Origin of the sequence: Baekduia alba, assembly GCF_028416635.1 — a bacterium.
Lineage (GTDB): Bacteria > Actinomycetota > Thermoleophilia > Solirubrobacterales > Solirubrobacteraceae > Baekduia > Baekduia alba.
In genome coordinates, this window is record NZ_CP114013.1 from 3,425,333 (window position 1) to 3,443,922 (window position 18,590).

23 protein-coding genes are annotated in these 18,590 nt (G+C 73.9%); 10 read left to right on the forward strand and 13 right to left on the reverse strand.

Going from position 1 to position 18,590, the window contains the following annotated elements; genetic code table 11:
* The first annotated feature begins 16 nt into the window (after positions 1-16).
* The 4 genes from panB (at position 17) to DSM104299_RS17320 (ending at position 3,037) form a co-directional block, all read left to right on the forward strand.
* The gene (gene panB / locus DSM104299_RS17305) at positions 17-910 is read left to right on the forward strand and encodes a 3-methyl-2-oxobutanoate hydroxymethyltransferase (protein WP_272472890.1); all 894 of its coding nucleotides are present in this window, start codon (positions 17-19) and stop codon (positions 908-910) included.
* A gap of 116 nt (positions 911-1,026) precedes the next feature.
* Complete coding sequence (locus DSM104299_RS17310; RefSeq protein WP_272472891.1) at positions 1,027-1,653, forward strand: DUF47 domain-containing protein; 627 nt, start codon at positions 1,027-1,029, stop codon at positions 1,651-1,653.
* Positions 1,654-1,668: 15 nt separating this feature from the next.
* A complete protein-coding gene (locus DSM104299_RS17315; RefSeq protein WP_272472892.1) occupies positions 1,669-2,784 on the forward strand; it encodes an inorganic phosphate transporter in 1,116 nt (371 codons plus the stop codon).
* Positions 2,785-2,788: 4 nt separating this feature from the next.
* Complete coding sequence (locus DSM104299_RS17320; protein WP_272472893.1) at positions 2,789-3,037, forward strand: hypothetical protein; 249 nt, start codon at positions 2,789-2,791, stop codon at positions 3,035-3,037.
* A gap of 193 nt (positions 3,038-3,230) precedes the next feature.
* On the opposite strand, the gene DSM104299_RS17325 is transcribed toward DSM104299_RS17320, so the two are convergent.
* Positions 3,231-3,863, reverse strand: a complete 633-nt coding sequence (locus DSM104299_RS17325; RefSeq protein WP_272472894.1) for an acyltransferase — start codon at positions 3,861-3,863, stop codon at positions 3,231-3,233.
* Positions 3,860-4,960 (reverse strand): coiled-coil domain-containing protein, encoded by a 1,101-nt coding sequence (locus DSM104299_RS17330; RefSeq protein WP_272472895.1) that lies wholly within the window; start codon positions 4,958-4,960, stop codon positions 3,860-3,862. Before DSM104299_RS17330 ends, DSM104299_RS17325 begins: the two co-directional genes overlap by 4 nt.
* A gap of 95 nt (positions 4,961-5,055) precedes the next feature.
* Here DSM104299_RS17330 and DSM104299_RS17335 point away from each other — a divergent pair, with 95 nt between their 5' ends.
* The 4 genes from DSM104299_RS17335 (at position 5,056) to DSM104299_RS17350 (ending at position 9,979) form a co-directional block, all read left to right on the forward strand.
* A complete protein-coding gene (locus tag DSM104299_RS17335; RefSeq protein WP_272472896.1) occupies positions 5,056-5,535 on the forward strand; it encodes a hypothetical protein in 480 nt (159 codons plus the stop codon).
* A 108-nt stretch (positions 5,536-5,643) separates the two neighbouring features.
* Complete coding sequence (locus DSM104299_RS17340) at positions 5,644-7,107, forward strand: RNA polymerase sigma factor (RefSeq protein ID WP_272472897.1); 1,464 nt, start codon at positions 5,644-5,646, stop codon at positions 7,105-7,107.
* 47 nt (positions 7,108-7,154) lie between these two features.
* Positions 7,155-8,801, forward strand: coding sequence for an alkaline phosphatase D family protein (locus DSM104299_RS17345; RefSeq protein ID WP_272472898.1), 1,647 nt, complete (start codon positions 7,155-7,157; stop codon positions 8,799-8,801).
* A gap of 95 nt (positions 8,802-8,896) precedes the next feature.
* Positions 8,897-9,979, forward strand: a complete 1,083-nt coding sequence (locus DSM104299_RS17350; RefSeq protein ID WP_272472899.1) for a lytic transglycosylase — start codon at positions 8,897-8,899, stop codon at positions 9,977-9,979.
* Here DSM104299_RS17350 and DSM104299_RS17355 read toward each other — a convergent pair.
* Positions 9,976-10,332 (reverse strand): VOC family protein, encoded by a 357-nt coding sequence (locus DSM104299_RS17355; protein ID WP_272472900.1) that lies wholly within the window; start codon positions 10,330-10,332, stop codon positions 9,976-9,978. The genes DSM104299_RS17350 and DSM104299_RS17355 overlap by 4 nt on opposite strands.
* Between DSM104299_RS17355 and DSM104299_RS17360 the strand changes: the two genes are divergently transcribed.
* Positions 10,331-10,456: a hypothetical protein gene (locus DSM104299_RS17360; RefSeq protein ID WP_272472901.1), complete on the forward strand. Its 126-nt coding sequence runs from the start codon at positions 10,331-10,333 to the stop codon at positions 10,454-10,456. The two genes, DSM104299_RS17355 and DSM104299_RS17360, sit on opposite strands and share 2 nt — an antisense overlap.
* Positions 10,457-10,484: 28 nt before the next feature.
* Positions 10,485-11,480, forward strand: coding sequence for a non-homologous end-joining DNA ligase (gene ligD / locus DSM104299_RS17365; protein WP_272472902.1), 996 nt, complete (start codon positions 10,485-10,487; stop codon positions 11,478-11,480).
* Positions 11,481-11,495: 15 nt separating this feature from the next.
* On the opposite strand, the gene DSM104299_RS17370 is transcribed toward ligD, so the two are convergent.
* The 10 genes from DSM104299_RS17370 to DSM104299_RS17415 are packed head-to-tail and all read right to left on the reverse strand — an operon-like array spanning position 11,496 to position 18,359.
* Positions 11,496-11,933 carry an SRPBCC family protein gene (locus tag DSM104299_RS17370; RefSeq protein ID WP_272472903.1) on the reverse strand — a complete coding sequence of 146 codons (438 nt, stop codon included), beginning with the start codon at positions 11,931-11,933 and terminating at the stop codon, positions 11,496-11,498.
* Positions 11,930-12,061, reverse strand: coding sequence for a hypothetical protein (locus DSM104299_RS17375; protein WP_272472904.1), 132 nt, complete (start codon positions 12,059-12,061; stop codon positions 11,930-11,932). The genes DSM104299_RS17370 and DSM104299_RS17375 overlap by 4 nt, the downstream gene beginning before the upstream one ends.
* Positions 12,058-12,789: a DUF899 domain-containing protein gene (locus tag DSM104299_RS17380; RefSeq protein ID WP_272472905.1), complete on the reverse strand. Its 732-nt coding sequence runs from the start codon at positions 12,787-12,789 to the stop codon at positions 12,058-12,060. The genes DSM104299_RS17375 and DSM104299_RS17380 overlap by 4 nt, the downstream gene beginning before the upstream one ends.
* Entirely contained in the window at positions 12,786-13,109 is a 324-nt protein-coding gene (locus DSM104299_RS17385; RefSeq protein ID WP_272472906.1) for an ArsR/SmtB family transcription factor, read from the reverse strand. Before DSM104299_RS17385 ends, DSM104299_RS17380 begins: the two co-directional genes overlap by 4 nt.
* A gap of 39 nt (positions 13,110-13,148) precedes the next feature.
* Positions 13,149-13,541 (reverse strand): cupin domain-containing protein, encoded by a 393-nt coding sequence (locus tag DSM104299_RS17390; protein ID WP_272472907.1) that lies wholly within the window; start codon positions 13,539-13,541, stop codon positions 13,149-13,151.
* Between the two features lie 10 nt (positions 13,542-13,551).
* The gene (locus tag DSM104299_RS17395) at positions 13,552-14,451 is read right to left on the reverse strand and encodes an NAD(+)/NADH kinase (protein ID WP_272472908.1); all 900 of its coding nucleotides are present in this window, start codon (positions 14,449-14,451) and stop codon (positions 13,552-13,554) included.
* A gap of 49 nt (positions 14,452-14,500) precedes the next feature.
* Positions 14,501-14,818, reverse strand: coding sequence for a hypothetical protein (locus DSM104299_RS17400; protein ID WP_272472909.1), 318 nt, complete (start codon positions 14,816-14,818; stop codon positions 14,501-14,503).
* Positions 14,819-14,848: 30 nt separating this feature from the next.
* Positions 14,849-16,585, reverse strand: coding sequence for an MOSC and FAD-binding oxidoreductase domain-containing protein (locus DSM104299_RS17405; protein ID WP_272472910.1), 1,737 nt, complete (start codon positions 16,583-16,585; stop codon positions 14,849-14,851).
* Complete coding sequence (locus tag DSM104299_RS17410) at positions 16,582-17,103, reverse strand: ester cyclase (protein WP_272472911.1); 522 nt, start codon at positions 17,101-17,103, stop codon at positions 16,582-16,584. The genes DSM104299_RS17405 and DSM104299_RS17410 overlap by 4 nt, the downstream gene beginning before the upstream one ends.
* Before the next feature lie 20 nt (positions 17,104-17,123).
* Entirely contained in the window at positions 17,124-18,359 is a 1,236-nt protein-coding gene (locus tag DSM104299_RS17415) for a CapA family protein (RefSeq protein WP_272472912.1), read from the reverse strand.
* Positions 18,360-18,590 lie beyond the last annotated feature (231 nt).

An 18,590-nucleotide genomic window follows, 5' to 3' on the forward strand; every position in this document is an offset into this window, starting at 1 on the left:
AGGTTGGAAGCAGAGCATGTCCACCATGCGCAACATCACCGTCCCGGCCGACGCCTCGCGCCTGCCGGTGACGCTCCCGCGGCTGGCCGAGAAGAAGCGCCTCGGCGAGCCGATCGTCATGGTCACCGCCTACGACTACCCCAGCGCGCTCGCGGTGGACAAGGCGGGCGTCGACGTCGTCCTGGTCGGCGACAGCGGCGCGATGACCGTCCTCGGCTACCCGTCGACGGTCGCGGTGGAGCTCGACGAGCTCCTCGTCCTGGCCAAGGCCGTGCGCCGGGGCCTCAGCACGCCGTTCCTGGTCGCCGACCTGCCGTTCGGCTCCTACGAGGTCTCCGACGAGCAGGCCGTGCAGACCGCGTTCCGCTTCGTCAAGGAGGCGGGCGCCGACGCCGTCAAGCTCGAGGGCGGCGGCGAGACGTCGGTCGCGCGGGCGCGCGCGATCGTCAACGCCGGCATCCCGGTGATGGGCCACGTCGGCCTGACGCCGCAGACGTCGACCGCGCTCGGCGGCTACCGCGCGCAGGGCCGCACGGCGGCGGCGGCGATGCAGGTGGCGCAGCAGGCCGTTGCCCTCCAGGACGCGGGCTGCTTCAGCATCGTCTTCGAGGCGATCCCGAGCGCCGTGGCCGAGGCCGTCATGCCGAAGATCGACTGCCTGGTCATCGGCATCGGCGCGGGTCCGGCGCCGGACGGGCAGGTCCTGGTCTTCCACGACCTGCTGGGCATCCGCGAGGGCCGCGGCGCCCGCTTCGTGCAGCGCTACGCCGACATCCTGGACGAGATGGTGGCCGGCGTCGGCGCCTACGCCGACGACGTGCGCACCCGCCGCTACCCCGGCCCGGACCACGGGTACTCGATCCCGGACGAGGAGCTGGCGGCATTCCGCCAGAGCCTCCGCGACGCCTGATGGTCCCCGCGGCGGAAAGCGCGGCCGCCTTCCAGGCGCAGCTGACCGACTGATCACCCGAGAGCAGGAGCGGGCCGCGCGCGTTCACATCGCTTTCACGCGCTACATTGCCGCGCGTGGCCCGTCTGTCTCAGGTCTTCGCCCCCCGCGATCGCGAGTTCTTCGACCTCTTCGAGGAGGCGGGGAGCAACATCGCGCGCGCCGCCGACCTCCTGGACCAGATGCTCAGCAGCTGGCCTGATCGCAAGGAGCTCGCCCGCGACATCCTCGTGTGCGAGCAGGAGGGCGACCGGATCACGCACGACATCATCCATCGCCTCAACGCGACGTTCGTGACGCCCATCGACCGCGAGGACATCCTCGCGCTCGCCTCCGCCCTCGACGACATCATCGACTACACCGAAGAGGTCGCCGACTACATGGGCCTCTACAGGATCGAGGCGCCGATGGAGCAGGCGGTCCGGATGTCGCACATCCTGGTCCAGGCCACGCGCCAGGTGTCCGAGGCACTGCCGCGCATGCGCGGGTTCAAGGACCTCAGCCACTACACGGTCGAGATCAACCGCCTCGAGAACGACGGCGACCGGGTGGTGCGCGAGGCGATGGCGTCGCTGTTCGACCACGGCATCGACCCCATGGTCGTGATTCGCTGGAAGGACATCTACGAGCGCCTCGAGCAGGCGATCGATGCATGCGAGCACGTGGCGAACGTGCTCGAAGGCATCGTCATCAAGAACTCGTAGTTGTAGGACTTCTCCGTGGACAGCGACATCGTCCTGTACATCGTGGTCGCCACGGCGCTGGCGTTCGACTTCACCAACGGCTTCCACGACACCGCCAACGCGATCGCGACGAGCATCTCGACGCGGGCGCTGTCGCCGCGCGCCGCGGTGCTCATGTCGGCGATCTTCAACTTCGCGGGCGCGTTCGTCTCGCTCGCGGTCGCCGCGACCGTCGCTCAGGGCATCGTCGAGGCCGACGCGGTCACCCCCACGATCGTCTTCGGCGGGCTGATCGGCGCGATCGCCTGGAACCTCGCCACGTGGTGGTTCGGGCTGCCGTCGTCCTCGTCGCACGCGCTGATCGGCGGCATGATCGGCTCGGCGTTCGTCGCCAAGGGCGCCAGCGTCATCGAGGTCGACGGCGTGATCGAGAAGGTCATCATCCCCGCGCTCATCGCGCCGACGCTGGCGTTCGCCGTCGCGGGCGCCTCGATCCTCGTCGCCTACCGCGTCGTCGGCCGGCAGCGGCCCGGCGTGGTCAACCGCGGCTATCGCCTCGGCCAGCTCGTCACCGGCAGCCTCTTCTCGCTGGCGCACGGCACCAACGACGCGCAGAAGACCATGGGCATCATCACGCTCGCGCTGATCGCCCACGGCAACCTCCCGGCCAACGACTTCGAGGTCCCGACGTGGGTCATCGTCTCCTCGGCGACCGCGATCTCGCTCGGGACCTACTTCGGCGGCTGGCGGATCATCCGCACGATGGGCTCGCGGATCATCAAGATGGACCCGGCCCAGGGCTTCTCGGCCCAGGGCGCCGGCTCCGCGGTGGTGCTGACCGCCTCGCACCTCGGCTTCCCGCTCTCGACGACCCACGTGATCTCCGGCGGGATCATGGGCGCCGGCGCCGCCAAGCGCCTGTCCGCGGTCCGCTGGGGCGTCGCCGGCAACATCGCGCTCGCGTGGGTCCTGACGCTGCCGTGCTCGGCCGTGATCGGCGGCGTGGCCTACGGGATGAGCCAGCTGTTCGGCGACGACGCGCTCGGCGTCATCGTCGTGACGCTGCTCGTCGCCGGCCTGATCGCCGCGGCGTTCGGGACGCGCGTCCGGCGCGGCCCCGCGATCACCAGCCCGGCGGGCGTGGAGGCCTAGGCGGATGGGGTTGCTCTCCGCGTCCATCGACTGGGACGCGATCGGCGAGCTGCTGTGGGTCGCGCCGCTGGCCGGCCTGGCCGTGGCGATCACCTACTCCCTGATGCTCGTCGGCTTCGCGCGCGCCATGGAGGCGCGCCGCGACGGCTCGGGCGGCGCCGCGGGCGTGGCCTACAGCCTGCTCGCGATCGTCAGCACCGCCGCGTTCCTCGGCGTCGTGGTCTACGGCGTCGTGATCATCGTCAAGAAGTAGGGCGAAGCTCGCCCAGAGGGCGAGTTCGCCATGCGACGTTCGCCCAGAGGGCGAAGTCGCTCACCCTGCAGAAGGTGCGTCCGGGCGAAGCTCGCCCAGAGAGCGAGCTCGCCATGCGACGTTCGCCCAGAGGGCGAAGTCGCTCACCCTGCAAAAGGTGCGTCCGGGAAGCTCGCCCTGAGGGCGAAGTCGCTCACCCTGCGACCGGTGCGTCCGGCGGCAGGCCGCCGGACGGGTGCTCGGCGTACTCGATCGTGCGCAGCACGCGCGCGGGCGCCCCGGCGGCGATGGAGTAGGGCGGCAGGTCGGTCGTCACGACGCTGTTGGCGCCGATCACGCAGCGGTCGCCGATCGTGACGCCGGAGGTGACGACGACGTGGGCGCCGCACCAGACGTTGTCGCCGATCGTCGTCGGGCCCTTGGTCGTGAAGCCCTGCCACGGCACCGGCGTGAACGGGTCGTCGAAGCGGTGGTTGCCGTCGGTGACGAAGCAGCCGTTGGCGAGCATGCAGTGCTCGCCGATCGCGACCTCCGCGACCGCGGCGACCATCACGCCCATGTTGAGGAACGTGCCGCCGCCGATGCGGATGCGCGCGGGCGCCGGGCCCGTGAGCCAGACGTTGGGCTCGAAGAGGACGTGTGGACCCAACTCGAGGCGCCGCTCGCGCAGCATCTCCAGCACGTTGCCGTGGATCGGCCAGCGCGCGAACGCGTCGCGCTTGGCGAGCTCGTAGTGGATCCGGGCGCGGTTGTGCGGCAGCGCGTTCTGCTCGTACCAGCGCCATTTCTGGAGCCAGAGGCGCAGCTGCGCGCCCGTGAGGCTCACTGCTCCTCCTGCGCTGCTCCTCTGCGCAGGATCCGCGACAGGTGCTCGGCGACCTCGGTGGCCGTGCCCTCCTGGCCGCCGGCGCGCAGGCGCGCCTGGACGCTGTGCAGCGACGTGCGGTCGTTGAGGTCCTTCTGCGCGGCCTGGAGCTGCTGGGTGATCTGGCTGCCGAGCTCGCGCAGGCGGTGCTGGGCGTCGCGGACCGCCTCGCCCAGCGCCTTGGACTCGACGCCGGCGAGATCGGCCTGGGCACGCGCCTCGCGCAGGAGCGCGTCGGCCTGCTCGCGCGCTTCGCGCGTGATCCCCCGCGCCTCGACGCGCGCGTCGGCCTGCTCGCGCTCGACCGCCTGCTTGATCCGGACGGCCTCCTCCTGCGCGGCCTGGATGACGCGGCGCGCCTCGTGCTCGGCGCCGACGCGCTTGCCGTCGACGTCGTTGTCGAGCTCCCGGATGCGGGCGGCGACGGCCTGCTGGATGCGCTGCTCCTCGCCGACCGCGTGCTCGGCGGAGCGCCGGTCGTACTCGGCCTTGGCGGCGGCGAGCTGCTCGTCGGCCTCCGCGCGGGCGGCGGCGACGGCGCGGTCGCGGTCCTCCTGCGCGTTGGCGGCGGCGCGATCGGCCTCCTGCTGGGCGTCGCGGCGCAGCTGCTCGGCGTCGGCGCGGCCCTGGTCGAGGGCCTGCTGGGCCTGGAGGCGCGCCTCGGAGAGCAGCGCCGCGGCCTGCTCCTGGGCCTCGGCGAGCGCGCGCTCGGCGTCGTGGGACGGCTCGGGTGGCGCCGGGGCGACCGGCGCGGGCGCCGGCTCGGGGTCCGGGGCGGGCGCGACCGGCGCAGGCTGGACCGCGACGATCGGCGGGGGCGGCGGCGCGACCGGCTCAGGCGCCGGGGGCGCGGGGGGCGGAGGCGGCTGGACGACGCCGCCCAGCTCCGACGTGAACGGACGGTGGCGCACGGTGAGCTCGTGGCCGCGGCCGCCGCCCGGCAGGACGATCTCGCGCTCGCTGACCAGCTCGATGTGGCCGAAGCGCAGCGTCAGGTCCGTCAGCAGGGCCGCGCGATCCGGGCCGGTGACGGTGACGACGGACGGTTCCAGAGCCATGAGCGCCCCATCGTAGACGTCGTCCTGGCCAGAATCCGCGCCGCTGGCCGGACATCCGGTGTGTGATCTTCGCGCGGCGCCCGTGTCCTGGAGCCATGTCCAAGAGCAAGATCGCCGGCGCCGTCGCCGCGCTGGCCCTCCTCGCGGCCCCGTCAGTGGCCGCCGCGCACGACGGTCGTCATCACCACGGCCACCACCACAAGCACCACGCGAAGGCGCACGAGGTGACCGGCACCGCGACCGCGACCGTCGCGTCGTTCGCCGGCGACCAGCTGACGCTCACGCTGCCGAGCGGGAAGACGTTCGCGGCGACGGTCGGCCCCAAGACCGTGATCCGCTGCGTCACGGCCGCGCCGCAGACGCCGGCGACGACCGCGCGCCACGGCCACGGCGACGACGACGGCGGCGACGACCGCCCCAACCACGACGCCAAGGACGACAACGGCCAGGGCGACGTGAACGGCAACGGCGCGTGCGGCACCGCCGCGCTGGTCGCCGGAGCCAAGGTCTCCTTCGCCAAGCTCTCGCTCGCCGGTGGTGACGCGACCTGGAAGAAGGTCGTGATCCTCAAGTAGCGGGCGACCGCGAGCTGCCTCGCCGCCGCCCGGGAGCGGACCCCCGGGCCGGTGGCGGGGCGGAGAGCTAGCATCGACGCGTCGTCGAAGGCTCAGGGTCAGGCAACGATGAGGTCATCCCCGCTACGCCATCCCGCCCGTGCGGCGGGCTCTTCGCTGCTGCGCCTGCAGAGCGACGAGCGGCTGGCCGAGCTGGCCCGCGGTGGCCACGAGGCCGCGTTCGACGCGATCGTCGTTCGCTACCGAACCGCGTTGACGCGCTATTGCGCGGGGATCGTCGGGCCGAGCCGCGCCGACGACGCCGTCCAGCAGACGCTCATCAACGCCCACGACGCCCTGCCGAAGGTCGACGACGTGCGCCACCTGCGTTCCTGGCTGTACCGCATCGCCCACAACGTGTCGCTCAACGTCCTGCGCGGCGTGCGCGACGACGTGTCCTTGGAGGACGCGACCGCGTCCCCGGCGCTGGCGGCCGACGGCCCCGCCGCGAGCTTCGAGCGCTCCGAGCAGTTCCGGGCGACGGTCGCGGCGCTGCAGGCGCTGCCCGAGCGCCAGCGCGCGGCGCTGGTCCTGCGCGAGCTGGAGGGCCGCTCGCACGAGGAGATCGCCGACGCGCTCGGCGTGTCCAAGGGCTCGGCGCGCCAGCACCTTATGCGGGCGCGCGTCGCGATGCGCGGCGCGGTCACGGCGATCACGCCGTACCCGCTGGTCGTGCGGCTGGCCGACCTGCTGTCGGCCTCCGGCGGCGGCGCCGCGCCGTGGGGCGACGCGGTCGTGGGCGGCGCAGGGGTCGGGCTGGGGGCAGGGTTGATGAAGGCGACGGCCGGGGTCGTCGCCACGGGCGCGCTGGTCGGCGGCGCGGCGGTCGGCACCGACCGCGTCGTCGGGCACGGCGGCGACGCCGGCCCGGCGCGCGCGGCGGAGGTCGTCGCGCAGCCGGCCGCGAACGCCGCGCCCGTCTCGCGCGCGGCGAGGGCGCCCGCCTCGGCGCCGGCGGCGACGGTGCCCACCACCACCGTCGCCACCGCGCGCAAGCGGCCGGCGGCGGGGAGCCGCGGCAAGGACGACAACAAGGGACGCGGGCGGAGCGGGAAGGCGCCGCGTCAGGGGCCGCCGGCCGCGGTAGCGCCGGCCGTGACCGATGACGCCGCCGCCACCTCGGGGCCGTCGGGCGCGACGGTGCCGTCGCACGGCCGGCGTGGCAGGCGCGACGATGAGGGCGGCAAGGACGATGACAAGGGCTCTGGCCGCGGCGACGACGGCCGCGGGCGCTCCCTCGGCCGCAGCGGGAAGCGTGGGAAGGGCGAGCAGCGCGGCACGCGCGACGACGGCGGGTCGGGCCGCGGCGCGAGCGGGTCCGGCAGGTCGAGCGACGGCTCCGGGTCGAGCGGGTCGAGCGGGTCGAGCGGCAGGGGCTCCGGCGACGACGACACGGCCGTCCCCCAGCCCACCACGCCCGTGACCCCGGCCACCGCCACGCCGCCGGCGGTCACCGCGCCCGGCGACTCGTCCGACGCCGGCGACTCCGGCTCCGGCAAATCGGGCTCCGACACCTCCGGCGACGACGAGTGATCACGCCGCGCCGGCGCCCGCGCTCCGGCCACTAAGGTCCCCCGCTCGTGCCTCGCATCGTCCTCGGCCCCACGCTGCGCTACGTCGACCAGCGCCGCGCCACGATCTGGGTCCAGACCGACGTGCCGTGCGAGGTCGAGGTGCTCGGCGCGCGCGAGCGCACGTGGTGCGTCTGCGGCCTGCACTTCGCGCTGCTCACCGTCGAGGGCCTCGCTCCCGGCGCCGACCACCCCTACGAGGTCGCGCTGGACGGCGAGCGCGCCTGGCCCGAGGACGGCTCCTCCTGGCCGGCCAGCACGATCCGGCTGCTGGCGCCCGACCGCGCGCTCGACGTCGTCTTCGGCTCGTGCCGGATCACCCGGCCCCACGAGCCGCCGCACGCCCTGCGCGCCGACGAGCACCCCGACGGCCAGGGCATCGACGCGCTGCGCGCCTACGCGCTGCGCTGCGCCGCGGCCGACGCCACCGCCAAGCCCGACATGCTGCTCATGCTCGGCGACCAGATCTACGCCGACCAGCCCTCGCCCGCGCTGCAAGAGACGCTCGCCGCCCGCGACCGCCCGGCCGACGCGCCGCCCGACGAGCTCGCCGACTTCTGCGACTACGCGCTGGCCTACGGCGAGGCCTGGTCGGATCCCGCGATCCGCTGGCTGCTGTCGACCGTGCCCGTGACGACCGTCTTCGACGACCACGAGATCCACGCCGAGTGGCGGATCTCGCAGGGCTGGTTGGACGAGATGAACGCCGAGCCGTGGTTCGACCGCCACATCCGCGCCGGGCTCGCGGCCTACTGGGTCTTCCAGCACATCGGCAACCTCCCGCCCGAGGAGCTGCGCGCCGGCGGGTTGTACAACCTGGTCTGCGAGGCGCAGGACGCTGGCGACCTGCTCTCGGCGGCGATGGACACCGAGGGTCGCCAGACCGGCCACAGCCGCTGGAGCTTCGTGCGCGAGCTCGGCGACGCGCGCCTGGTCGTCATCGACTCGCGCGCCGGCCGCGACGTCACGCCGGGCGCCCGCGAGCTGATCCGCGACGAGGAGTGGGCGTGGATCCGCGAGCAGGCGACGCGCCCGACGCGCCACCTGCTGCTCGCCAGCTCCGTGCCGTTCCTGCTCGCGCCCGGCCTGCACCACGGCGAGGCCTTCGACGAGGCGTTGGCCGACGGCGCGCGCGGCGGCCGGGTCGGCGCATGGGCCGGCGAGCGCCTGCGGCGCATCGCGGTGATGGACCACTGGGCGTCGTTCCAGCGCACGTTCCACCGGCTCGCCGAGCTGCTCGACGACGTCGCGCACGGCCGCTGCGGCGACGCGCCCGCGTCGGTCGTGATGCTCTCCGGCGACGTCCACCACTGCTACCTCGCCGAGGTCGGCTTCCGCCACGGGTCGGAGGCGCGCAGCCCGGTCTGGCAGGCGGTGTGCTCGGCTTTCCGCAAGGAGCTCGCGCCCCACGAGCGCCGGATCCTCGCCTTCGGGCACACCGCCTTGGCCGAGCGGCTGGCGCGGCGGCTGGCGCGCGGCACCGGCGTCGCGCCGCTGCCGCTGGACTGGCGTGTCGTGGAGCGGCCGGCCTACGGCAACCAGGTCGCGACGCTCACGCTGGACGGCGACCAAGCCCGCGTGCGCGTCGAGGCGGTCGTCGACGGCACGTGGCGCGACCCGCGGCTGGCGCTCGCGTTCGCGCGCGATCTGACCTGAAGTCCGACGTCGGACGTCATGCACATCAGGTTGCAAGGGGACCTAATCGCGCGCGCCGCGTTCGTTCGCGCAGGGCCCGAGGCAAGGTGGTTGCCATGCGCATCCGCCCGTCGGTCCTCCTTGTCGTCCTCGTGGTCATGGCGTCGCCCAGCGCCGCGAGCGCGGCGTCGCATCTGATCGTGGGCGGGGAGACGTTGTCGGGGATCGCGGCGGTCAACGGGCTGTCCCCCGCGCAGCTCGCGGCGGCCAACGGGCTGCCCGCCGACGCGTTCGTCATCGAGGGCCGATCGCTGACGATCCCGGCGCCGGGGACCGCGGCGGGCACCGTCACGTCGGCGCCCGCGCCGTTCGGCGGCTACCGCGTCCGCCTGGGCGACTCGCTCAGCGCGATCGCGGCCGAGCACGGCGTCAGCCTCGGCCAGCTCGCCGCCACCAACGGCGTGAGCCCCGAGGGCACGCTGATCGCCGGGACGTCGCTGCGGCTGCCGAGCGGCGCCGCGCCGAGCACGTCGCCGACGACGACCACCGCGGGCGCGACCACCTCGGCGAGCGGCAGCGCCGCCGGCGGCGGCCACTTCGTCGTCCCGGGCGACACCCTGACCGGGATCGCCGCCGCGAACGGCGTCACGCCCGCCTCGCTGGCCTCCGCCAACGGGATCGCGCCCAACGCCTTCGTCATCGCCGGCACCCGCCTGAAGATCCCGGCCGCCGCGCCCGCCGCGACCGTGCCAGCGACCGCCGCGGCCAACGTCCCCGCCCAGGGCGCCGCGACCGGCGCGCCGGGCCGGCTCGACGCGGGCCAGATCGGCTCGATCGCCGGCGCGAACGGCGCGCCGTCCTCGCTGGCGACCGCGATCGCCTGGCAGGAGTCCGGCTTCAACAACGCGATGGTGAGCGTCGCCAACGCGCGCGGGATCATGCAGGTCATGCCGAGCACGTGGACCTACGTCCAGAACGAGCTCGGCGCCGGCCCGCTGGACCCCGCCTCCCCGTCCGACAACGTCCGCGCCGGCTCGATCCTCCTGTCCCGCCTGCTGCGCGACACCGGCGGCGACCCCGCCACCGCGGTCGCCGCCTACTACCAGGGCCTCGGCTCGGTCCGCAAGATCGGCATGCTGCCGGAGACGCGCCGCTACGTCGCCAACGTGCTGGCGCTGCGCTCGCGCTTCGGCGGCTAGCCGCTGGGCGCGATCATGACCTCGATCGTCGCGCCGTCGGGGTCGTCGAAGTAGAGCGAGTCGTGGTCGGCGTGGTGCTCGAGGCGGTATGCGTGGCCGGCGCGATCGAGGTTCTCGCGCACCTCCGCGAAGCCCGCGGCGTCGGTCGCGAGCGCGATGTGCCGCAGCCCCGGCGCGCGGTCGGCGAACAGCGCGATCTGCGCGCCGTCGGCGCCGAGGAAGACCGGCTCGCCGGGGTCGTCGGTCGGGCCGGTTCCCGCGCGCGCGAGGCCGAGGATCGCGCCGTACCAGCGCAGCGTGCCCTCGCGGTCGGCGGCGTCGAGCGACACGTGGTCGATACGAATCAGGCGCATGGCGTGCAGCATCCTGGATCGGTCGGTGCCGAGCAGCGACGACCGCGGCGCGGGATCGTCGATGGGCGCCCAGCTGAGCGGGTGGTGCGAGCGCCAGCCGTTCCGGCTCAGCTTCATCCCATAGGTCGGCGCGCGCGTACGATGCGGTCCGGATGACCGCGGCCCCCGCCTCGCCCTTCGCGTCCCTCGCCGACGAGGAGCGCGCGCTCCTGCGCGCCGCGCCGGCACCGGCGCACGCCGACACGATGAAGGCCGTCCTGACCGACGCGCGGTTCAACGACGACAACTGGATCTTCGAGCGCAAGCTCGACGGCGTTCGCTGCGTGGCGGTGCGCGACGGCGGCGCCGCGCGGCTGCTGTCGCGCAACGACCTGTCGCTGAACGGGCGCTACCCGGAGATCGCGACGGCCCTGGAAGGCCAGCCGCAGCGGCGGTTCGCGGTCGACGGCGAGGTCGTCGCGTTCGACGGCGCTCAGACGAGCTTCGCGCGGCTGGCCCGGCGCGGCCAGGCGCCCGTGCCGGTCTTCTACTACATCTTCGACGTGGTCTGGCTCGACGGCCAGGACGTGCGCGACCTCCCGCTGCGCACGCGCAAGCGGCTGCTGCGCGACGCGCTGACGTTCGACGACAAGGCCCTGCGCTTCTCGACGCACCGCAACCGCGACGGCGAGCGGTACTTCGAGGAAGCCTGCCGCAAGGGCTGGGAGGGGCTGGTCGCCAAGCGGGCCGACAGCCGGTACACCAACAAGAGATCCAAGGACTGGCTCAAGCTCAAGTGCGAGCAGGGCCAGGAGCTGGTCGTCGGCGGCTACACCGCGCCGAAGGGCTCGCGGACGGACTTCGGCGCGCTGTTGTTGGGGTACTACGATGGCGACGGCGCGCTGCGCTACGCGGGCAAGGTCGGCACCGGCTTCGACGACGCGACGCTCGCCGCGCTCGGCGCACGCCTGCGCGGGCTGCGCACCGACGCGCCCCCATTCGCCGACGCGTCCGCGATCCGGGAGCGCACCGCGACGTGGGTCCGGCCGGTGGTCGTCGCGCAGCTCGGCTTCAGCGAGTGGACCTCCGCGGGCCGGCTGCGCCACCCGAAGTTCCTGGGGCTGCGCGACGACAAGGCCGCCCGCGACGTGGTGCGCGAGCGGCCCTAGGCGCGCCGCGCTCGGCTACGCCTCCAGCTCGCGCGCGAGGTTGACGAACATCTTGGTCCAGCCGCCCTCGTGGTCGCGTACGGCCGCCTCGTCCCACAGGCCGCTGTGGGTGAAGCTGACGGTCGTGACGCCGTCGGTCTCCGCGAAGTCGATCTCGATCAGCGTCCGCCGCGTGTCGCCGTCCCAGATCCAGGTGAACGCGAGGCGGTTGGGCCGTTCGATCTCGGTGTACTTGCCGCCCCCGCCGTACTCCTCGTCCTTCTCGGGGTCGCGCATGACCACGCGGACGTCGCCGCCGACACGCAGGTCGACCGCGGCCTCCGAGGTCTCGTAGCCGCGCTCGGTCTGCCACCAGCGCCGGAGCACCTCCTCGCTGGTCCAGGCGTCGAAGACCTTCTCGGCAGGCGCCGCGTAGGTGCGCTCGATGTGCAGGACGTTGTCGGCCGCGATCACTTCTCGGTCCCCCGGCGGCGGCGCAGGCGCAGCGACACCCAGCCGCGCGCGACCAGCAGGCTCGTGCCCATGCCGGCCAGCGCCGGCACCATCTCCTCCACCGGCACCCCTCCCACGTGCGCGATCATGCGCGCGACCGGGAGCCGCGCTGCGAGGCCGCGGCGTCCGAGAGGGCGGCCTCGAAGACCGTCGCGTCGTCGTACTCGTCGTGGAGGTTCCACCATCCGTAGGGCGGCGTCTGCGGGTAGCCCTCGGGCGAGTCCTCCCACTGCTCCTGGCGGCCGAGCGCGGTCATGTCGAGGTAGCTCCAGGCGCTGCCCAGCGCCTCGTCGCCGCGGCTGTTGATGAAGTACGTGCGGAAGATCGCGTCGTCCTCGCGGAAGAACGCGTTGGTGCCGTGCCACTCGTCCACGCCGAAGTCGGCGTCGAAGTCGTCGGTGATCGTGTACCACGGGATGTTCCAGCCCATCCGCGCCTTCCAGCGCTCGATGTCGGCCTGCGGGGCGCGCGAGACGTACGCGAACGTGGTGTCGCGGGAGTTGAGGTGGGCGAGGTCCGCGACCTGGTCGGCCATGAACGAGCAGCCGCGGCAGCCGCTCTCGGGCCAGCCGGCGACGCCGGGCTCGAAGAAGAAGCGGTAGATGACCAGCTGCCGCCGGCCCTCGAACAGGTCCAGGAGGCTCGCCGGGCCGTTGGGGCCGTCGAAGGCGTAGTCCTTGCCCACGGCCATGCGCGGCATCCGGCGGCGCTCGGCGGCCAGCGCGTCGCGGGCGCGCGTCAGCTCCTTCTCCTTGACCAGCAGCTCGGCGCGCGCGGCCTCCCATTCCTGCGGCGACACGGTCGGTGGGGTGTTCACTGGTTGTCCTCCTTGAGGAAATCGTCGACGACATCGAACATGCGCTCCCAGATGGCGCGCTGTCGATCCATCCAGTCGGCGGCCACGCTGAGCACGTCGGGCTCGAGCGAGAGCCGGTGCGTCCGGCCCTCCACCACGCGCGTGACCACGCCGGTCTCCTCCAGCACCTTCAGGTGCTTGGAGATCGCGGGCTTCGACACCCCGAAGCCGCTGGTGGCCTCGCCGACCGTCGCCGGACCAGCGGCGAGACGCTCGACGATGCCACGGCGGATGGGGTGCGACAGCGCCCTGAACGGATCGTTTACCACCTGGTTAACCATAGCACCGATGCGCGGGCCGTCAAGCGCGGTCGTGCGCGCTCATGCCTCGTCGGGCCAGCTCACGTCGCCGGGCTGGCCGTCGCCGCCCTCGGGCTTCGGCCCGCCGACCGCGATGAGGTCCATCCCCTCCGGCCCGGCCTCGAACGCGCGCTGCACCTCGGGAGCGACCCGTACAACATCGAACAGCCTCAGCTCGACCACCTCGCCGTCGAGCAGCACCCGGCCGCTGCCGGCGACCACCACGTAGGCCTCTTCCTGCACCTCGTGGCGGTGGGCGAACGGCGAGCGGAAGCCGGGGTCGTAGCGCCAGTGGCTCACGCCGAGGTCGCGCGATTCAAGGTGCTTGCGGCCGAACCGGCCCTGAAGCCCCGGCGCCCGATCGCCGATTGAGTCCTCGATCTCAAGCAGGTTCAGATGCGAGTAGGTCGGCATGCGCCGGACCCTAACCGGTGGTCGGCGCCCCCAGCTCACGCAGCTCGTCGGGCAGCAGCGGCAGGTCGAGCAGGCTCAGCTTCAGCCGTTGGCGCTGCTGGTGGGCGGCGGCGTCGAAGCGCACCACGAACCCCGCGTCCGGACGGAAGACGACGTCGACCACGTCTCCCGGCGCGAGGTGGCCGCGGACGTCGCCGTCGACCTCGAGCGCGGGCCGGCCGGCCGCGGCCAGCAGCTCGACCCGCAGCGCCTCGCCGGGGCCGAGCATCAGCGGCCGGCTGATCCCCGACATCGGCGAGGCCGGCGTGACGAGCATGCCCTGCGCCGCGGGTGAGACGACCGGGCCGCCGGCCGCGTAGTTGTAGGCCGTCGAGCCGGTCGGCGTCGCGACGATCAACGCGTCGCAGCGGTAGTAGCCGTAGCGGCGGCCGTCCACGGCCATCGACGCCTGCACCGACCCGGCGCCCGGCACGCGCGAGATCGCCACGTCGTTGAACGCGATCGTCGGCGCCTCCTCGCCGCCGAGGCGCACCTCGAGTCCGCTGTGCGGCTCGATCGTGAAGTTGTCGACGACGAGGCGGTCGAGGGCCTGGGGCAGCTCGTCCGGGCCGATCTCGGCCAGGAACCCCAAGTTCCCCATGTTGACCCCGAGCACCGGCACCGGCGCGTCGGCGACCCGGCGCAGCGCGCCGAGCATCGTGCCGTCGCCGCCGAGGCTGATCAGCCCGTCGACGGTCGTGGTGAACGTGCCGTCGTCCAGGACGGCGACCCCGTCGATCGCCCGCGCCCGGTCGCCCTCGCTGAGCACGACCTCGCCGTCGTGCGTCGCCGCCCACCGCTGGATCGCCTCCACCTGCGCGGACGTGTCGCGCACGGGATGGAGCACGAGGCCGATGCGATGGATCGCCATGGGCCCACGGTAGCTCGCGTGCCGATCCGGCCCGCGGGCCGCGCGGCCGCTACTTGCCGGTCGTGCGGTGCATCGCGGCGCGCCGGTGCCCGGCCCGCGCTTGCCCGGGTCCCGAGCCGGCGCGCGCGGCACCGCGGACGCCGCCGGGCGTGCGGCGGATGAGCATCTGCAGCGCGGTGTCGTCGGGGCCAGCCTCCTCGCGCTCGGTCAAGTCCTTCAACTCGACCGTCCGCATCACCGGCCCGCGGTCGCGGTCGACCACGGCGACGATCGCCTTCGCGCCGCTGGGGACGTCGAAGACGATGCCATCGGTCTCCCGGCGCCCCGTGGCGACCTTGACGAGATCTCCTGCCTCCGTCTTCTCCATGCCACGAGCCTACCGGGCAGACGGCCGCGCTCAGAGATCGAGGACCAGGGCCTCGGCCGGGCGGCTGCAGCAGACCAGGACGCGGTCGCCCTCCGGCTGCTCCAGCGGCGCGGTCGTGTAGGTGACCGAGCCGGCCACCAGGCCGCTCTCGCAGGTGTGGCAGACGCCGGTGCGGCAGCCGAACCCGACGGGGACGTCGCACGCCTCGGCGAGGTCGAGCAGGCTCGGGAACCGGTCGTCCCAGGCGACGGCCAGGCCGCTGCGGCCGAACGTGACGGCCGGGCCGCCTCCCGGAGGACCCGCGGGCGCATGCGGCGGCCGCGCCGCGCCGGCGACGATGCCCGACCGGATGACCGGGACGCTGCCGAACGCCTCGGTCGCGACGCGGTCGGGCAGCACGCCGCGGGCCGTGAGCGCGGCCGACAGGGCGTGCATGAACCCGTCCGGCCCGCAGAGGTAGTAGTCGGCCTCCTTGGGGACCCCCGCGCGCTCGAGCGCGGCGAGGTCGAGCCGTCCGGCGATGTCATAGTCCTTGCCTTCGCCCGCCGCGTCGGTCGGTCGGCTGTAGGCGATCAGGTGCCGGGCCGCGGGCAGCTGCACCAGCAGCGCCTGCGCCTCGCGCGCGAAGGCGTGCGCGCGGGCGTCGCGCGCGCCGTGGATCCACCAGACCTCCCGGCGGCTGCGCTCGCGGACGAGCTGGTGCAGCATGGCCAGCACCGGGGTCGCGCCGACGCCGGCGCTGATCAGGACGACCGGGTCCGCCCCCGCGCGCAGCACGAACGACCCGCGCGGCGCGGCGACGTCGAGCACGGCGCCGACCCCGACGCGCTCGTGCAGGAAGCGGCTGACGACGCCGTCGCGCTTGACGCTGATGCGCAGGCCGCCCTCGTCGGCGAACGTGGAGAGCGAGTAGCTGCGCACCAGCGCGGGCGCGTCCGGGCGCGGGCGCACGCGCACGGTCAGGTACTGGCCCGCCTGGGCGCCGGGCGGCGCGGGGCCGTCGGCCGGGACCAGCAAGAACGACATGATGGCGTCGCTCTCGCGGTCGACCCGCGTCACGCGCATCGGCCGGAAGCCGCTCCAGGCCGGAGCGTGAGCGGCCGCGCCGTCGGCGGCCGCCAGGAGCTGGCCGAAGCTGCCCTTCCAGCCCTCGCTGAGCGCCGGGACCCGCAGGGCCCGCTCGAGCAGCGCGCGCGACCGGTTGGGCAGGTAGAGCAGCCCGTCGACGTCGGCGACCGTGAGCTGCTCGGGCCCGTCGGCGACCTTGACGACCGCGTCGCCCGCCTCGACCTCGCCCTCCTCGAGCACCCGGAGGTAGAAGCCGGGCCGGTGATGGGCGACGAGCAGCGACGGCATGTCGGCCACGTCCAGCCGGATCGCGACGCGGTAGCACGTGACGCGCGGCTGGGTGACCTCGAAGAGCGCGCCGCCGATGCGGTAGCGATCCCCGATGCAGACCTCGTCGTCGGCGAGCCCCTCCACGGTGAAGTTCTCGCCGAACTGCCCGTAGGTGAAGTCGTCGCGCCCCAGCTCGCGCTCCCAGTACCTGTAGGACTCGATCTGGTAGACGAACACCGCGCGGTGCTCGCCGCCGTGCGCCACGCGGTCGGCCTGGTCGTCGCCGTCGATGTTGATGCGGCGGACCGTCCGCGGCCCCTCGACCGGCGCCTTCCAGATCGCCGTCCGCACGGTCTTGCCCTCCCACTCCACCTCACGCGGGCGACCGACGTTGACCGACAGCAGCCGGGCTTCGGGCTGCGCGCTCACCGCCGGAGCACCCTGCGTCCGAACGCACGCCCGATCGTCACCGGGTGGTTGAGCACGATCGCGATCCGGCCGCGCAGCGTCAGCGGGTCGTGCGCGATCCCCAGCTGGCGCAGGATCGCCGCGGAGTCGAAGTAGACGCGCTCGCAGACGATGCGGTCGGTGCCCGGCGCGAAGGCGAAGATCGCCAGCGTCCGGTTGGTGAAGGCGCGGCCGGTGGCCGGCAGCCCGCGGAACGCGCCGAGGTGCGTGCCCATCAGGTCGAACTCGACGATGATCGCGTCGTCGGCCTGGTAGAGCTCGACCAGCGTGTTGCGCTGGTCGGGGAACGCGGTGCGCGTCTCGTCGAAGTAGGCCATCACCTCGTCCGGGCCGTCGAAGACGTCGCCGGTCGGGATGATCTCGTAGCGCGGATGGCCGAAGGTCCCGAGCGTGACGTCGAACTCGTGGCGGTTCTCGGACTCCATGTGCTCGCGCACGACGGCTTCGCGACGCTCGGCCAGCGGGAGGGAAGACGACATCCGCCGACCCTAACGCCGGCCTACCCCGGCGGCGCGGTGGTCGTCTGCGGCACGGTCGTCGTCGTTGGCGTCGTCGTCGTTGGCGTCGTGGTCGTCGTGGTCGTCGACGGCGCCGTCTCGGACGGCGGCGCCGGAGGCGTGCCCGGCGCGTCGAGGATCCGGCCCGACGGCGACAGCCGCAGCGCCCGCGAGCCGAAGTCCAGGCGCGACACCCCCGCGACCAGCCCGACCGCGGCGTGACCGGCGTCGATCACCGGCAGGCCCGGACCGACGAGCTTGAGCGGCACGAGCCGCCCGCCGGTCAGCACGCCGTCAGCGTCGACGTCCACGCGCAGGAGCCCGCTGAGGCTCAGCGCCCCGCCCCTGGCGAAGTTGCGGTAGCCGGCCAGGTTGCCCAGCGAGTAGGCGATCGTGCGCCTGCGGTAGATCTCGACGCCGCGCAGCACGTGCGGCCCGGAGCCGAGCACGAGGTCGGCGCCGGCGTCGACGGCGGTGTGCGCGACGGCGCGCAGGTCGCCGCGCTGCTCGCCGAACGCCTGCTCCTCCCCGAACGGCACCCGGGTCTGGCCGGCGCCCTCGGCGCCGCCGTGCAGGAACACCATCACGACGTTGGCCCGCGCGGCCGCCTGGGCGACGAGGCGGCGCACGGCGACGAGGTCGCGGATCGGCGCCGTCCACGGGTAGGACGAGAACCCCAACGACGCGACCCTGCTGCGGCCGACGGTGAGGGTGCGGATCTCGCCCGGCCGCCCCGTGAACGCGACGTCGACGCGCCGCAGCGCCGTCACGGTCTGCCCCATGCCGACGGCGCCGAAGTCCCAGGCGTGGTTGTTGGCCAGGTTGACGACGTCGACCCCGGCGCCGCGCAACGCGGCCGCGTTGGCCGCCGGCGCCTGGAAGGCGAAGCAGATCGGCGACGGATGCGGGCACTTGGTCGTGCCGCCCGCGCCCAGCGTCCCCTCCAGGTTGACGGCGGTCAGGTCGGCCTTGCGCATCGTCGAGGCCACGCCCGCGAACATGCCCACGGCGTGGCCGGGCGGCATCCCGTAGGACGAGCCGAGCGTCACGTCCCCGCCCCAGATCACCGTCAGCGGCTGTCCGGCGGGCAGCCGGTCGGTGGCGGCGTCGGCGCCGGAGTCCGGACCGCCGCCGGTCACCAGCGCGGCGGTCAGCAGGCCGCCGCAGAGCGCCGCCGCCACGAGCGCCGCCACGCGGCGCCGGGAGGTGAGCCGTCCTGGACGGTGAGCGGCGCTCAAGGACCTGTTGTAGCCGCTGCGACGGACGCGATCAACCAGCCCGGGCGGCCTGTCGTAGGCTCTGCCGCGGGGACTCGCCTGACGCCTTGCGGACCGAGCATCGTCAAGCCTCGCCGGTCGTCCGCGCCTCCGACGCCGACCGCGAAGGGTAGTGGCGGTGATCGCCAGCGGCGAGATCGACCTGCGCGAGGCTCGCTTCCTCGACGGCGAGACGACATCCACGCCACCGCC